The sequence below is a fragment of the Stenotrophomonas sp. ASS1 genome, from assembly GCF_004346925.1.
GTDB lineage: Bacteria > Pseudomonadota > Gammaproteobacteria > Xanthomonadales > Xanthomonadaceae > Stenotrophomonas > Stenotrophomonas maltophilia_A.
In genome coordinates, this window is record NZ_CP031167.1 from 869634 (window position 1) to 884091 (window position 14458).

Sequence of the window (14458 nt, forward strand, 5' to 3'; positions counted from 1 at the left end):
GGCGCCATCCATGGCGCCAACGGTCCCGTCCAGGGTGACCACGCCCCCTCTGGACGATTTCCGTGTGCGCGGCCGACGTGCGCGTGGCAGAGCAAGAAGCAGGCCCATGACTTCCGGGGTTCGGGCCGGGGCAGGGCGGCGGGCTACAATCGAAGGTTCCACTACCAGGGGCCGCTCCATGCGCTCGAACCTGCTTGCATTCTCCATCGTCGCCAGCCTCGGGCTGGCCCAGGTCGCCCATGCCGCTGAAGGCATGTGGGTGCCGCAGCAGCTGCCGGAAATCGCCGGCCCGCTGCAGAAGGCCGGCCTGAAGCTGTCCCCGGAACAGCTGGCCAACCTGACCGGCGACCCGATGGGCGCCGTCGTTGCCCTCGGCGGCTGCACCGCCAGCTTCGTCTCGCCGCAGGGCCTGGTGGTCACCAACCACCACTGTGCCTACGGCGCCATCCAGCTGAATTCGACCGCGCAGAAGAACCTGATCAAGGACGGCTTCAACGCGCCGACCCTGAAGGACGAACTGAGTGCCGGCCCGAACGCCCGCGTGTTCGTGCTCGACCAGATCACCGACGTCACCGCCCAGGCCAAGGCCGCCATTGCTGGCGCCGGCAACGACCCGCTGGCCCGCAGCCGCGCGCTGGACGCCTTCGACAAGGCCCAGGTCGCCGCCTGTGAAGCCGATGCCGGCTTCCGCTGCCGCCTGTACAGCTTCTCCGGCGGCAACACCTACCGCCTGTTCCGCAACATGGAAATCAAGGACGTGCGCCTGGTCTACGCGCCCCCGGGCAGCGTCGGCAAGTTCGGTGGCGACGTCGACAACTGGATGTGGCCGCGCCACACCGGCGACTTCTCGTTCTACCGGGCCTATGTGGGCAAGGACGGCAAGCCGGCCGCCTTCGCCGCCGACAACGTGCCGTACCAGCCCAAGCACTTCCTGAAGTTCGCCGACCAGCCGCTGGGCGCCGACGACTTCGTGATGGTGGCCGGCTACCCGGGCCGCACCAACCGCTATGCACTGGCCGGTGAGTTCAACGAAACCGCCAGCTTCACCTACCCGACCATCGCCAAGCACTACAACGCAGTGCTGAAAATGATCGCCGACGCCGGCAAGGCCGACGCCGACGTCAAGGTGAAGTACGCAGCGACCGCCGCCAGCATGAACAACGTGGCCAAGAACTACCTGGGCCAGCTGGAAGGCTTCAAGCGCATCGACGCCGCCGGCCAGAAGCAGGCTGAAGAAGCCGCCGTGCTGGCCTGGCTGAAGAAGCAGGGTGCTGCCGGCAAGCCGGCCCTGGCCGCCCACGCGCAGCTGCTCAAGCATCTGGATACCAGCAAGTCGACCCGCGAACGCGACCTGTTCGTCGGCCAGTTCAACAACACCTCGGCCGTTGGCGCAGCGATCACCCTGTACCGCCTGTCGATCGAACGCAGCAAGCCGGATGCCGAGCGCGAAGCCGGTTACCAGGAACGCGACCTGACCACCATCGAAGGTGGCCTGAAGCAGATGGACCGTCGCTACGTGGCAAAGATGGACCAGCAGCTGCAGACCTACTGGCTGGACCAGTACGTGGCCCTGCCGGCCGCGCAGCGCGACAACGAAGTGCTGAACAAGTGGCTGGCCGGCAGCGATGCCGCTGCGGTCAAGTCGCTGGTGAACAAGCTGGGCGGCACCGAGCTGGGCAGCCTGGACAATCGCCTGAAGTGGTTCAAGGCCGACCGTGCCGCGTTTGAAGCCAGCAGCGATCCGGCCATCCAGTACGCCGTGGCCGTCATGCCGGCACTGCTGAAGCAGGAAGAGCAGAAGAAGATCCGCGAAGGCGAATCGCTGACCGCCCGCCCGCTGTACCTGCAGGCCGTGGCCGACTACAAGAAGAGCCAGGGCGAGTTCGTCTATCCGGATGCCAACCTGTCGCTGCGCATCACCTTCGGCAACGTCATGGGCTATGGCAAGGACGGCGTGAAGTACACCCCGTTCACCACCCTGGAAGGCGTGGCGGCGAAGGAAACCGGTGAAGATCCGTTCGATTCGCCGAAGGCGCTGCTCGATGCGGTCAAGGCCAAGCGTTACGGCGGCCTGGAAGACAAGCGCATTGGTTCAGTGCCGGTGAACTTCCTGTCCAACCTGGACATCACCGGCGGCAACTCCGGTTCGCCGGTGCTGGATGCCAACGGCAAGCTGGTCGGCCTGGCCTTCGATGGCAACTGGGAATCGGTCAGCTCCAACTGGGTGTTCGACCCGGTGATGACCCGCATGATCGCCGTCGACAGCCGCTACATGCAGTGGATCATGCAGGAAGTGGCGCCGGCGCCGCAGCTGCTGAAGGAACTGAACCTGGTCAAGTAAGGTTCGCGGTTCGGGGCGGTCCATCCACGCATGGCGTGGATCTACTGCCTGTACCGATGGTAGTGCAGGCCGCTGGCCGGCAACCTCGACCAGATAGCCGGAGTTTCCGAAACCCCGCGACCCACGTCGCGGGGTTTTTTCATGCCTGGCCCGGCCCGGTGCGCCGAACAGGTATCATCCCTGTTCCGCGTACTTCACAGGATGTGAACGAAACGCGGAAACCTCCTCCCCCCAGGACCCCTTGCACGCATGCGCATCCTGCTTGCCCGCCACGGCGAAACGCCGTGGAACGCCGAAGGCCGCTACCAGGGCCAGATCGATATTCCGCTTTCGCCGATCGGTGAAGCCCAGGCCCAGGCATTGGGTGCCCGCCTGGCCTCGGTGGACATCACCCGTGCCGTTGCCTCGCCGCTGTCGCGCGCGCAGCGCACCGCGCAGCTGGCGCTTGGCGCCGCCCGCGCCGACATGCTGCTGACCGAGCCGGAGCTGCAGGAAATCGCCCACGGCGAATGGGAAGGGTTGCTGGCCAGCGAGATCCACGAGAAGGATCCGTCGCGCCTGCAGGCCTGGCGCGAGGAACCCGATACCGTGCTGATGCCCGGCGGCGAATCGCTGCGGCTGGTGCTGGAGCGCAGCTGGCGCGGCCTGGCCCGGGCCACCGAAGGCCTCGGCGAGCACGACACCCTGCTGGTGGTTGCCCATGACGCGGTCAACCGCGTGATCCTGTGCAAGGTGCTGGGCCTGCCGATTTCCCGCCTGTGGACCTTCCGCCAGGCGCCGACCACGCTCAACCTGCTCGAAGGCGCCGACCTGGACAGCCTGGAAGTGGTGCGCCTGAACGACTGCGCCCACCACACGCCGTTCTTCGGCGAAGCCAAGCACCGCGCACTCTGACCCGCCACACCGAACCACCTGTACCTGCTGGAAGCACTGCCGTGACGAACACCCCGACCACCCTGGCCGATTGGCTGGATTACATTGAACGCCAGCACCCGGCGACCATCGACATGGGCCTGGAACGCGTGCGCGCCGTGGCCACGGCGATGGGTCTTGGCGCGCCGGCCGGGCGCACCATCGTGGTCGGTGGTACCAACGGCAAGGGCTCGACCGTGGCCTTCATCGAGGCCATCGGCCGTGCTGCCGGTTGGAAGGTCGGCGCCTACACCTCGCCGCACCTGCTGCGCTACAACGAACGCGTGCGCATCGATGGCCAGGACGTGGACGATGCGGCGCTGATCGCTGCGTTCACTGCGGTCGAAGCCGCGCGTGGCGAGACCACGCTGACCTATTTCGAGTACGGCACGCTGGCCGCGCTGCAGCTGTTCGCCGACGCCGGGCTGGACCTGGCGGTGCTGGAAGTGGGCCTGGGCGGCCGCCTGGATGCGGTCAACATCGTCGACGCCGATGTATCGGTGATCACCACCGTGGACATCGACCATGCCGAGTGGCTGGGCGAGGACCGCGAAGCGATCGGCGCCGAGAAGGCCGGCATCATCCGTGGCTGGAAGCCGGTGATCCTGGGCGAGACCGATCCGCCGTCCAGCGTGCTGGCGCGTGCCTATCTGGTCGGTGCCAACGCGATCCGCGGCGGCAGCGATTACTTCTACGAGCCGATCGACGCCCAGCGCTGGCGCTGGCGCGACGTCGGCCTGCGCATGGAGCTGCCGACCCCGGCGCTGGCCGGCCCGATCCAGCTGGCCAATGCCGGTGCTGCCATCGCCGCCCTGCGCGCGCTGGACAAGCCGGTGCCGCGTGCGGCGTGGGCCGCGGGTATCGCAGCAGCGCGAATCTCCGGCCGCATGCAGGCATTCGAGCGCGACGGCGTGCAGATCCGCGTGGACGTGGGCCACAACCCACAGGCGGCGGGCCAGCTGGCGCGTGCGCTGAAGGCCGAAGTGTCAGCCGGCCGCACCCTGGCGGTGTACGCCGCGTTGCAGGACAAGGACGCGGCGGGTGTGGTGCAGGCCCTGCAGGACGTGGTGGGCGAGTGGACCCTGGCCGGGCTGGACGGTCCGCGTGGGCAGAGCGCCGCTCAGCTGCAGGCACGCCTGAGCGGTACGGTGGCGGCCAAGGCACCGCTGGCCGATAGCGTCGAACAGGCGCTGGCGCAGGTGCTGGCCCAGGCTGAGCGGGGTGACCGGGTGCTGGTGTTCGGCTCCTTCCATACCGCCGCTGCGGCCCTGCAGTGGCTGCAGGGCGACGCCTGATCCGCGTTCAGCCAACGCCGACGCCGGCCGGTCCGGCACCCGTATAATCGACGGCAATCTCCGGACAGTTGCCTGCCTCACGTGGATACGCCTCTGAAACAGCGTCTGATTGGTGCCATCGTGCTGGTGGCACTGGCCGTGATTTTCCTGCCGATGCTGGTCAAGGGACCCGCACCCGACAGCGGTGTCGCCAATGTGCCGATCGCCGCGCCGGATGCGCCGGCCGATGGCCAGTTCGAAACCCGTGAGCTGCCGCTGGTCGCCCCGGCCGGTGGTGCCACCGGCCTGCAGGCCGGGCAGGCCAAGCCGCTGCAGGAGGCTGCCACGCCGGCTACGCCGCCGACCGTGGACACCTCGCCGGCAGTCGCCGCCGGCAACTATGCGGTCACCTTCGGTGCCTACGGCAGCAAGGCCGACGCCGATGCGGTGATCGCCTACCTGAAGCGCTCGCAGCTGCCGGGCTTCGCTGAAACGGCCACCATCAACGGCCGCCAGGCATGGCGCGTGCGCGTTGGACCTTACGCCGACCGTGCCCAGGCCGAAGCGGCCCGCCTGCAGGCGGTGAAGATCCGTGCGGATGTGAAGGCCGAAGTGATCACCCTGGACGCGGCGGCCGGCAGCAGTACTCCGGTTGCGGCCACCCCGGCACCGGCTGCGCCGAGCGCCAGCACCCCGTCCGCAGCTGTTGCGCCCTCGGCCAGCGGCAACCCGGTCCGCAGCGAAAGCCTGCCGCCGAGCACGCCAACGGCGACCGCGCCGCCGGCCGCCAAGCCGGAACCGCCGAAGCCGGCGCCGAAGCCCGAACCGAAGCCGGAGGCCACCGCCAGCAAGCCGGCGACGGTGCCGACCACACCGGCAGCACCGGCTGCCAGCGGCGTCGGCTTTGCCGTGCAGCTGGGCGCGTTCGGTCAGGCCAACGATGCCAATGCCCTGCGCGACAAGGTTCGTGCCGCTGGTTTCAGCGCTTTCGTCGAGCAGGTGCGCACGGACAAGGGCACCCTGCATCGCGTCCGCGTCGGGCCGGTGGCCAACCGCGCTGACGCCGAGCAGCTGAAGGCGCAGGTCGCCGCCAAGGTCGGCGTGGCCGGCATGGTCCGACCGCACCCATGACCCACGCGCAGCCCCGTTGCCAGCGCCGCCGAAGGAGCGGGGCGCCATGATCGACGTGGTGCTGCTGATCGTGATCGCCGCCTCGACCCTGCTGGGGATGCTGCGCGGCTTCGTCGGAATCGTCATCGGCACCCTGTCGTGGCTGCTGGCCGCGTGGGCGGCCTTCGCCTTCGGTAATGACGCGGCCCACTGGTGGGCCGCGCCGGCGGCCCCCGGAGGCGAGCACTTCGTCGGTGGCTACCTGGGGGTCGGCATCGGCGTGATGATCGTGGTCGCGGTGATCGGCATGGTCATCAAGGCCCTGGTCCACCGCAGCATGCTGACCAGCCTGGACCGCCTGCTGGGCGGGGTGCTGGGCGCGGTGCGAGGCGGCCTGATCGCCGCGGTCCTGCTGCTGCTGGGCAGCTTCACCCCGCTGACCGCCGAACCCTCGTGGCAGCGCTCGGCGGTGCGTCCGTTGCTGAACCCGACCGTGGCCTGGATGAACAGCAAACTGCCGCACTGGGAGGTTCCCGGGGCCGATCTGCTGCCCAAGGCCTTGCCGACCGACGCGCTGTCCCCATCTGCATTGATGGAATTGGGCAAGAACGCAGGCGCCGGGTTGGGAAAGCCGGGCGCGGCAGGCGATAATGGCATCCTCAACCAGGTAGTGGCAGGCAGCGGATGGCTGCGGCCTGCGAAAGCGGAACAGGGCGATTCCTACGATCCGGCCGAAGTGCGCCCGGACGCTCCTGCACTGCCGGACAGTATCGAGCCGGGCGATCCGGCCAACGTCGACCGCGCGCGCGGCGACCACCGCGGCCAGGTACGGCCACCTTCCTTGTAACTGGGCACAGCCCAGCGGAGACCTCGCACCATGTGTGGCATCGTCGGAATCGTCGGCAACCAGAACGTCGCCGGGCAGTTGTATGACGGCTTGACCGTCCTCCAGCACCGTGGCCAGGACGCGGCGGGCATCGCCACCGCCAACGGCAGCCGCCTGCGAGTGCAGAAGGCCACCGGCCTGGTCCGCGATGTGTTCGATGCCCGCACCATGTCCACCCTGGAAGGCAGCGTCGGCATCGCCCATGTGCGCTACCCGACCGCCGGTTCGGAAGGCATGGACGAGGCACAGCCGTTCTACGTCAATTCGCCGTACGGCATCGCGCTGGCCCACAACGGCAACCTGATCAACACCGAAGCGCTGCGCCAGCAGGTGTTCGAGCAGGACCGCCGCAACGTCAACACCGATTCGGACAGCGAAGTGCTGCTGAACGTGTTCGCCTATGAACTGGAGCAGCAGCGCCAGCTCAGCCCGGAAGCGGCCATCCGCGCGGTGGCTGGCGTGCACCGCCGCTGCAAGGGTGGCTATGCAGTGGTCAGCGTGGTGCTGGGCCTGGGCCTGGTCGCCTTCCGCGACCCGCATGGCATCCGTCCGCTGGTGCTGGGCAAGCGCAGCCATGCCGAGGGCGACGAGTACATCGTGGCGTCCGAGTCGGCCGCGCTGGACGTGCTGGGCTTCCAGCGCGTGCGCGATGTGCAGCCGGGCGAAGCGCTGGTGATCACCGCGCGCGGCGAGCTGTTCTCGGAAATCTGCGCCGAGCCGGCCGAGCACACCCCGTGCATCTTCGAATACGTGTACTTCGCGCGCCCGGATTCGATGATCGACAACGTGTCGGTGCACAAGGCGCGCATGCGCATGGGCATCAAGCTGGGCGAGAAGATCCTGCGCCTGCGCCCGGACCACGACATCGACACCATCATCCCGATCCCGGACACCTCGCGCGACGCTGCGCTTGAGATCTCCAACGTGCTCGGCGTGAAGTACCGCGAAGGCTTCATCAAGAACCGCTACATCGGCCGTACCTTCATCATGCCGGGGCAGGGCGAACGCGTGAAGTCGGTGCGTCGCAAGCTCAACCCGATCCACCTGGAGTTCCGCAACCGCGTGGTGCTGCTGGTGGACGATTCGATCGTGCGTGGCACCACCAGCCAGCAGATCGTGCAGATGGCCCGTGACGCGGGCGCGCGCAAGGTCTACCTGGCCAGCGCCGCGCCGCCGGTGCGCTACCCGAACATCTACGGCATCGACATGCCGGCGGCCGAGGAACTGGTCGCGCACAACCGCACGGTGGAAGAGATCGAAGCCCACCTGGGCTGCGACTGGCTGATCTACCAGGACCTGGAAGACATGGAAGCGGCAGTGAGTGAGGGCAATCCGGCGCTGCGCAACTTCGATTCGTCCTGCTTCAACGGCCACTACCCGACCGGCATTGAACCGGGCTACTTCGAGCGCATCCAGCAGCTGCGGTCGGACGACGCCAAGCACAAGCGCCGCGCCTGAGGACCAGGCGTGGTTGACGTGCCCGATGTTGCTGGCGACCTGCTGCGCGCAGCGCAGCAGTGCCTGGCCGAAGCCGACCCGCTGCGCAAGGTTGCGCTGACCCAGGCCTACGCCGCTGCGTTCCGTGCCGGCCGCCTGAAGGTGGCTGCCGACGCGCCACCGCCAAAGCCGATCCGCATGCCGGGCCGGCCGGCGCAGCTGGTGCTGGTGCATCCGCGCGAAGTGCCGCGGCGCGGACTGGGCGGTGTGGAAGGACGGGCTGCCTTCATCCACGCCATCGCGCATATCGAACTCAACGCGATCGACCTGGCCTGGGACGCGGTGTACCGCTTCCGCGACCTGCCGCCGGCGTTCCATGCCGACTGGGTCAGCTGTGCCGACGACGAATCGCGGCACTTCATGCTGCTGCGGGAGCGCCTGCAGGTGCATGGCCACGACTACGGCGACTTCCCCGCGCACAACGGCCTGTGGGAAATGTGCGAAAAGACCGCGCACGATGGCCTGGCACGCATGGCGCTGGTGCCGCGCGTGCTGGAAGCGCGCGGCCTGGACGTGACGCCCGGCATGATCGAGAAACTGCGCAATGTCGGCGATGGCGAGACCGCCGATGTGCTGGAAGTGATCCTGCGCGAGGAAGTGGCACATGTGGCTGCCGGTTCGCGCTGGTACCGCTGGTACTGTGACCGTGCCGGTGTCGAACCGCGTGCGCGCTTCAAGGAACTGCTGGTGGAGTACGCCGGCGGCTACCTGCATGGGCCATTCAACATCGAAGCGCGCCTGCTGGCCGGGTTCGATGCGGATGAGTTGGCCAACCTGATTGAACAGGCCGGTTGAAGAAAAGGGGACGGAGGGGATTAAGTCGTTTGTGGCACAAACGACTTAATCCCCTCCGTCCCTTTTTTCATGCGTTCGGCAACACCACGCGCTTGCCATCCACCGTTGGCCGGTTGATGTAGAACAGGCCGGGACCCGGCCGGTACGGCAGTTCGCTGACGCCGGCATCGGCGGCGTAGGTCAGTGCGGTGTCGCCCAGTGCATCGAAGTTCCAGTGCGCCGACTGCATCAGGTAACGCCGTCGCAGCAGCGCCTCCTGTGTCTGCGTCAGCGGCTGTCCGGCAACCAGTCGGCGTGCGATCGGCTGCAGGGCGGACGGCAGCTCCCAGCCGGGAACTCCAGCGGCATTGGCGGTCCATTGCACGCCAGCATCGATGGCCTGCTGCTGCATCACCTGCAGTGCGATCAGCTGGTAACGCCAGTCGATGCGCCGACGCAGCACCACCGCGGCGGTCACATACAGCACCGGCGACAACAGCACGCTGCGGCTGCCGGCGCGACGCTGCTGCTGCCACTGGTGCCAGACATCCACCCAGATCTCCTTTTCACCCACGCCCAGCTGCTGCCGCCAGCGTTCGGCGTCGGCCTGCGTTTCGGCGTAGGCCGTGGTGGCCTGCAGCAACGCCAGTGGAGGGACCTGGTAGTCGGAAACCGGTGGGCGGCGCAGCTGCTGCCGGCGTGGACGGCTGAGCAGCTTGGGCCCTTCTTCCAGCTGGTTGTAGCCACCGCCGATGTTGGCGTGCACGCCGGGCAGGGCGACCTCGGTGAACGTTGGCGCGACGCTGGTCAATGGATAGTGTTGGCGATGCTCGTCACGCGCGGCCAATTGCACGACGTGTGCCGCGATGCCACTGCGCAGGGCGAGCTGCGGGTGTTCATCGGCGCGGCCACCATTGACTGCAACCACGGTGTCGAACAGTCCGATGAAGCGCAGCACCGGCGTGGCCGGGGCGAAGTCCGCAGTGCAGGGCAGGCCGGCGCCCTGCAGCAGCTGGCGCCAGCGCGCGCTGTCCCAGGCCCGCAGCTGGTTTGCGATATCACGTGCCGCGGCAGCACCGCGCGAATAGCCGAACAGATCCAGCTGCACGCCACGCAGCGGTCGCTGCCAGCGCGCGGACAGCTCGGCCAGTGCCGCCGGCAGCAGCACCTGCAGCGCGCGCTGCACTTTCGCGCGAACGCCACTGGCACCGATGCCGAAGGCCAGTCCGATCAGATCGTCATCGGCATCATCGCGGGTCCCCACGCCCTCGACATAGATCGACAGCGAAGGCGCGGCCATCGCATCGCGGCGGCTGTCCGGATACAGCTGCTGCAGGCGCGCGATGTTGGTCAGGCCGTTGTCGTAGCTGCTGGTCAGCCGGCTCTGGTAGGTCGAATCATCATCCGCGCGCAGCTGCGCCGGGCGTGGCTGCGGAACCTGTGGGCGACCGCGTGCCAGGTTGTGTGCGTTGTTGCGGGTGCCATCAAAGAACAGGCCGATCCGCAGCAAGCCGACATCTTCGTCCGTGTCCTGCGATGGTGCCATGTGCATTCCCCGTCGTGGCTGCGTCACGGTAGCGCGAAAGCGGTGTATTGGCGAAGTGTAGTGACGCTTTTGACCTTACTTAACGCAGATGCGGTCGATCACAGTTCCTGATTTTCATTCCCATCTTCTATTGAATTCACACGACCCGCGCAGGCCAGATGGCCAGACCCGGTAGACCCGGGCGTGCTGCATCAACGCTGTTCACATCATTCAAGGAGCGACGCAATGTTGTCCAGATCGATTGGCAAAGCGGCAGGTGGCCTGGTGTTGGGTTTGTCGGTGGCAGCGGCCGCGCATGCGGCACCGTTGTTCGAGCCGGTGACGGTCATCAGCCGCGCATCGGCAAACAGTGAGCCCGCGCTGGGCAAGCTGCTGGCCACCCCGTCCACCGCGACGGTACAGGAAGTGCGTGTCGACGCTGCTGCCACTGCGCAGCCGCAGCTGGAGTTCGAACTGCTTGGCCAGCGTGTGCAGGCGGTGCGCAGCAAGGTGGAAGCCCTGCCCGATGGCGGCAGCATCTGGTACGGCCAGTTGCGCTCGCCGTCCGATCGGCTGACTGCCGCCACTTCGAATGGCCAGGATGATCCTGGTAATTCAGTGATCCTGGTGCGTTCGGGCAACACCCTCACCGGTTCGATCCGCAAGGACGGCAAGCTGTATCGCCTGCGCCCACTGGGCAACCGCCATGTACTGGTGGAAGTGGATGAGTCGCGGATGCCGGCCGACCATCCGGCCGACTACAACCAGCTGCCGAAAATCCCGATGGGCAACAATGACCGCATCGGCATCGCGCAGGCCTCGTCCGGTACCCCGGCCACCATCCGCGTGCTGGTGGTGGCGACCAATGCAGCGGTAACGGCCTATGGCGGCAACATGCAGTCGCTGGTGCAGCTGGCGGTGGCCGAATCCAACCAGGGCTACGTCAACAGCAACGTGGGCATCACCCTGCAGCTGGCCGGCTATGAAACCACCAGTTACACCGAATCCGGCAACTTCACCACCGACCTGACCCGCTTCCGCAACACCAGCGACGGCTACATGGACAGCATCCACACCAGCCGCAACAACACTGCGGCCGATGTCGGCGTCCTGCTGATCAACAACACGAGCTACTGCGGGTTGGCCTCGGGCATCGGTTCGACGGCATCGACGGCGTTCGCGGCGGTGTACTGGGATTGCGCGACCGGCTATTACTCCTTCGCGCATGAGATCGGCCACCTGCAGAGTGCGCGGCACGATATCGCCAGTGATCCCAGCACGTCGCCCTATGCCTATGGGCACGGTTATCGCTACGAGCCGTCCTCCGGTTCGCGCTGGCGCACGATCATGGCTTATGACTGCTCGGCCGGCTGCCCGCGCCTGAACTACTGGTCCAACCCGAACATCAACTACAACGGCATCCCGATGGGCAATGCCAGCACCGCCGACAACCAGCGCGTGCTGGTCAATACCAAGGCCACCATCGCGGCCTTCCGCTGAGGCCAACCGCCGACCGAGGTCGGCGTCTACCTGGGTGCGTTCACCTGCCCTGGTAGATGCCAACCTTGGTTGGCACCCCGCGATCCATCATTCGCGCGCGAGCGTATCCAGCGACCAGCCGCCGGCATCCACGCGCAGCACCGATCCCTGTTCGTACCAGTCACCCAGCACGATGCGGTTGCAGGCGCGGCCACCGGCCTGCAGCGTGTGTACCGCCGGGCGATGGGTGTGGCCGTGGATCATGGTGTCCACGCCATGGCGCACGAAGGTGGCATCGACTTCGGCGGGTGACACGTCGGTTACCGACTCGAACTGCGCACGATCATCCTGCTTCATTTCCGACTGGCGGGCCTGGCTGGCGTCGCGTGCCTTCTGCGCGAAGGCGATGCGTGCGGCCAGCGGCTGCGACAGGAACTGCGCCTGGAAGACCGGGTCGCGCGTCTGTGCACGGAACTGCTGGTAGGGGATGTCGTCCGTGCACAGCAGGTCGCCGTGCTGCAGCAGCACCGGGCGGCCGTACAGCTCGATCACGCACGGGTCGGGCAGGATGCGCAGGCCGGCACGGCGCGCATAGTCTTCGCCGAGCAGGAAGTCGCGGTTGCCGCGGATGAAGTACACCGGTACGCCGCTGTCGGAAAGTACCTTCAGCGCGTCGGCCACCGCATCGGCAGCAGGCGAGGGCGTGTCGTCGCCGATCCAGGCTTCGAACAGGTCGCCGAGGATGTACAGCGCATCGGCGCCGGGCGCCTGCTCGCGCAGGAAGCGCAGGAACAGGTCGGTGATCTCCGGACGGCTGGGGTCCAGGTGCAGGTCGGAAATGAACAGCGTGGTCATGCAGGCATTCTAGGGCATCCACCGCCGGGCATGGCCCGGCGCTACCGAAGGGATCTGACCCCGGGGGCTACACCGGCAGCGGCAACCAGGCCAGGCTGGCCGATGCCAGCAGGATGGCAATGCCGGTGGCGGCCAGTACATCGGACGGGTAGTGCAGGCCAAGCACCACCCGCGACAGCGCGACGCCGAAGGTGAACGGCACCAGTAGCGGCGCCAGCCACGGGTAGTAGGCCAGCGCGACGATGGTGAACGACACCGCGTGCAGGGTGTGCCCGGAGGGGAAGCTGAACTCGTCCAGCGGCGCCACCCAGGCGCGGATGCGCAGATCGGCCGCATACGGGCGGGGACGCCGGGTCCAGCGCTTGAGGCCTTTGTAGAGCAGCAGTGCGGCCAGGCCGGTGGCGGCCATGTGCACCGATGCACGCAGTCCGTCGAAGCCGTCCAGCGCCACCAGCGCGCCCATCAGCACGTACCAGAACACGCCATCGCCGAGCCGGCTGATGACCGAGAACAGGCGACGCACGCGGCGACGCCGGCAGTAGTGGTTGGCCCGGCGGCAGAGCCGCGCCTCGCGGCCAGCCAGCAGCTCAAGCGGCGTGGTGCGCATGGCCGCTCCTCCGCGACTGGGCCAGCTCGGCCAGCAGGGCATCGAATTCGGCAACCACCTGCTGTGGATGCAGGCGCTTCATCGCACGCGCGGCGCTGCTGCCGAATTCGCGGCGCCGTGCATCATCGGCGGCCAGCTGCACCGCTGCCTCGATGAACTGCTCATCGTTTTCCACGGCCGCACCGTTCTCGCCATCACGCAGGTATTCGCGGGCCGCACCGTAGTCGAAAGCGACGGTGGCCAGGCCGCTGGCCATGCTTTCCAGGGTCACGTTGCCAAAGGTCTCGCTGCGGCTGGGGAACAGGAACAGGTCACCGCTGGCGAAATGCCGTGCCAGGGCTTCGCCGCGCTGGATGCCGCAGAAAATGAAATCGGGGTTTTCATGTGCCAGTTTTTCGCGGGCCGGACCATCACCCACCCAGACGAAGCGGGCTTTGGGGCGGATCTGCTGCAGGCGGCGGAAGGCTTTCACCGCCAGGCCAAGGTTTTTTTCCGCAGCGATGCGGCCGACATGGATCGCGACCAGGCCGTTGCCGTCCACGCCCCATTCCTCGCGCAGCGCCGGGTCGCGCCGGCCCGGATCGAACTGCTGGCTGTCGACCGCGCGTGCCAGCAGGCGCACGCGTTCGAAGCCCTGTTCACCGAGGAACTGTTGCAGCTCGCGGGTGGGCACCAGGGTTGCATCGGCCTGGTTGTGGAACCGGCGCATCCAGCGCATCGCGGCAGCCTGCAGCCAGGCCACGCCGTAGTCGGGCAGGTACTCGTCGAAGCGGGTATGGAAACCACTGGCGACCGGAATGCCAAGGCGGCGCGCGGTGCGCAGCGCCGACCAGCCCAGCGGGCCTTCGGTGGCGATGTAGACCGCATCGGGACGCTGCTGCTGCCAGTGGCGGTTGAGCCTGATCGGTGCAGGCAGGCCAAAGCGCAGGCCGGGGTAGCGCGGCAGTGCGGCGCCCGGCACCAGCAGCGTGCCCGGTGCCGAGTCCAGTGCTTCGCTGGTCTGGCGTGGCCGGATCAGGTCGATGTCATGGCCGGAATTGCGCAGTCCCTGCTCCAGGCCCTGCACGGTGAGGGCAACGCCGTTCACTTCCGGCGGGTAGGTCTCGGTGACGATGGCATAGCGCATGGCGGGCCTCCGGGTTTCCGGCATGCTCGGGCCTGGCGATGTAGCCGATATGACCGCTTTGCGACCACGGGA

Annotated in this window: 12 protein-coding genes; 8 read left to right on the forward strand and 4 right to left on the reverse strand. The window is 67.5% G+C overall.

Annotated elements, in window-relative coordinates:
• Positions 1-178: 178 nt before the first annotated feature.
• The 7 genes from MG068_RS04050 to MG068_RS04080 all read left to right on the forward strand — a co-directional run bounded on the left by MG068_RS04050 (position 179) and on the right by MG068_RS04080 (position 8815).
• Entirely contained in the window at positions 179-2341 is a 2163-nt protein-coding gene (locus tag MG068_RS04050) for a S46 family peptidase (RefSeq protein WP_049400929.1), read from the forward strand.
• Positions 2342-2590: 249 nt separating this feature from the next.
• Positions 2591-3235 (forward strand): histidine phosphatase family protein, encoded by a 645-nt coding sequence (locus tag MG068_RS04055; protein WP_008268389.1) that lies wholly within the window; start codon positions 2591-2593, stop codon positions 3233-3235.
• A gap of 41 nt (positions 3236-3276) precedes the next feature.
• Complete coding sequence (gene folC, locus MG068_RS04060; protein ID WP_132809315.1) at positions 3277-4548, forward strand: bifunctional tetrahydrofolate synthase/dihydrofolate synthase; 1272 nt, start codon at positions 3277-3279, stop codon at positions 4546-4548.
• An 81-nt stretch (positions 4549-4629) separates the two neighbouring features.
• Entirely contained in the window at positions 4630-5658 is a 1029-nt protein-coding gene (locus tag MG068_RS04065) for an SPOR domain-containing protein (RefSeq protein ID WP_132809316.1), read from the forward strand.
• A gap of 46 nt (positions 5659-5704) precedes the next feature.
• Positions 5705-6484, forward strand: a complete 780-nt coding sequence (locus tag MG068_RS04070) for a CvpA family protein (RefSeq protein ID WP_049400926.1) — start codon at positions 5705-5707, stop codon at positions 6482-6484.
• Positions 6485-6514: 30 nt separating this feature from the next.
• Positions 6515-7981, forward strand: coding sequence for an amidophosphoribosyltransferase (gene purF, locus MG068_RS04075; protein WP_005408246.1), 1467 nt, complete (start codon positions 6515-6517; stop codon positions 7979-7981).
• 9 nt (positions 7982-7990) lie between these two features.
• Positions 7991-8815: a ferritin-like domain-containing protein gene (locus MG068_RS04080; RefSeq protein ID WP_132809317.1), complete on the forward strand. Its 825-nt coding sequence runs from the start codon at positions 7991-7993 to the stop codon at positions 8813-8815.
• Between the two features lie 67 nt (positions 8816-8882).
• Here the strand turns inward: MG068_RS04080 and MG068_RS04085 are convergent, their stop codons facing one another.
• Positions 8883-10340 (reverse strand): phospholipase effector Tle1 domain-containing protein, encoded by a 1458-nt coding sequence (locus tag MG068_RS04085; protein ID WP_132809319.1) that lies wholly within the window; start codon positions 10338-10340, stop codon positions 8883-8885.
• Positions 10341-10565: 225 nt separating this feature from the next.
• Here MG068_RS04085 and MG068_RS04090 point away from each other — a divergent pair, with 225 nt between their 5' ends.
• Positions 10566-11819: a zinc-dependent metalloprotease gene (locus MG068_RS04090; RefSeq protein ID WP_032129071.1), complete on the forward strand. Its 1254-nt coding sequence runs from the start codon at positions 10566-10568 to the stop codon at positions 11817-11819.
• An 87-nt stretch (positions 11820-11906) separates the two neighbouring features.
• On the opposite strand, the gene lpxH is transcribed toward MG068_RS04090, so the two are convergent.
• From lpxH to MG068_RS04105, 3 genes are all read right to left on the reverse strand, one after another.
• On the reverse strand, positions 11907-12653 hold the full coding sequence (lpxH, locus tag MG068_RS04095; RefSeq protein WP_032129072.1) for a UDP-2,3-diacylglucosamine diphosphatase: 747 nt from the start codon (positions 12651-12653) through the stop codon (positions 11907-11909).
• Between the two features lie 67 nt (positions 12654-12720).
• Positions 12721-13260 carry a phosphatase PAP2 family protein gene (locus tag MG068_RS04100; RefSeq protein ID WP_049400923.1) on the reverse strand — a complete coding sequence of 180 codons (540 nt, stop codon included), beginning with the start codon at positions 13258-13260 and terminating at the stop codon, positions 12721-12723.
• Positions 13241-14386, reverse strand: a complete 1146-nt coding sequence (locus MG068_RS04105) for a glycosyltransferase family 4 protein (RefSeq protein ID WP_032129074.1) — start codon at positions 14384-14386, stop codon at positions 13241-13243. Before MG068_RS04105 ends, MG068_RS04100 begins: the two co-directional genes overlap by 20 nt.
• Between the last annotated feature and the right edge of the window lie 72 nt (positions 14387-14458).

Bases quoted from the DNA above. Each gene is read 5' to 3' on its own strand.
- MG068_RS04050 (WP_049400929.1), top strand. From the start codon at position 179: ATGCGCTCGAACCTGCTTGCATTCTCCATCGTCGCCAGCCTCGGGCTG.
- MG068_RS04055 (WP_008268389.1), top strand. From the start codon at position 2,591: ATGCGCATCCTGCTTGCCCGCCACGGCGAAACGCCGTGGAACGCCGAA.
- MG068_RS04070 (WP_049400926.1), top strand. From the start codon at position 5,705: ATGATCGACGTGGTGCTGCTGATCGTGATCGCCGCCTCGACCCTGCTG.
- purF (WP_005408246.1), top strand. From the start codon at position 6,515: ATGTGTGGCATCGTCGGAATCGTCGGCAACCAGAACGTCGCCGGGCAG.
- MG068_RS04085 (WP_132809319.1), bottom strand. From the start codon at position 10,340: ATGGCACCATCGCAGGACACGGACGAAGATGTCGGCTTGCTGCGGATC.
- MG068_RS04090 (WP_032129071.1), top strand. From the start codon at position 10,566: ATGTTGTCCAGATCGATTGGCAAAGCGGCAGGTGGCCTGGTGTTGGGT.
- lpxH (WP_032129072.1), bottom strand. From the start codon at position 12,653: ATGACCACGCTGTTCATTTCCGACCTGCACCTGGACCCCAGCCGTCCG.
- MG068_RS04100 (WP_049400923.1), bottom strand. From the start codon at position 13,260: ATGCGCACCACGCCGCTTGAGCTGCTGGCTGGCCGCGAGGCGCGGCTC.
- MG068_RS04105 (WP_032129074.1), bottom strand. From the start codon at position 14,386: ATGCGCTATGCCATCGTCACCGAGACCTACCCGCCGGAAGTGAACGGC.